The 385-nt window shown below is 64.9% G+C and carries 1 protein-coding gene; it reads left to right on the top strand.

Annotated features, from left to right (window positions below; translation table 11 throughout):
* On the top strand, nucleotides 1–385 hold a 385-nt coding region (locus FY036_RS00060; RefSeq protein WP_328593089.1), incomplete at both ends, for an EF-Tu C-terminal domain-related protein.

Below are 385 nucleotides of genomic sequence, written 5' to 3'. Positions count from 1 at the left end.
TACCGGCGTCGAGATGTTCCGCAAGCTGCTCGACCAGGGCCAGGCTGGCGACAACATCGGCGCGCTGATCCGCGGCGTTGGCCGTGAGGACGTGGAGCGCGGCCAGGTGCTTTGCAAGCCGGGCACGGTGAAGCCGCACACGAAGTTCAAGGCGGAAGCCTACATCCTGACGAAGGAGGAGGGTGGCCGTCACACGCCGTTCTTCACCAACTACCGTCCGCAGTTCTACTTCCGCACGACGGACGTGACGGGCATCGTGACGCTGCCGGAAGGTACGGAGATGGTGATGCCGGGCGACAACATCACGGTCGACGTGACGCTGATCGTGCCGATCGCGATGGAAGAGAAGCTGCGCTTCGCCATCCGCGAAGGCGGCCGCACCGTC

Source organism: Neoaquamicrobium microcysteis (assembly GCF_008180155.1).
GTDB classification, from domain to species: domain Bacteria; phylum Pseudomonadota; class Alphaproteobacteria; order Rhizobiales; family Rhizobiaceae; genus Aerobium; species Aerobium microcysteis.
This window is presented reverse-complemented; position numbering and strand designations above follow the sequence as displayed.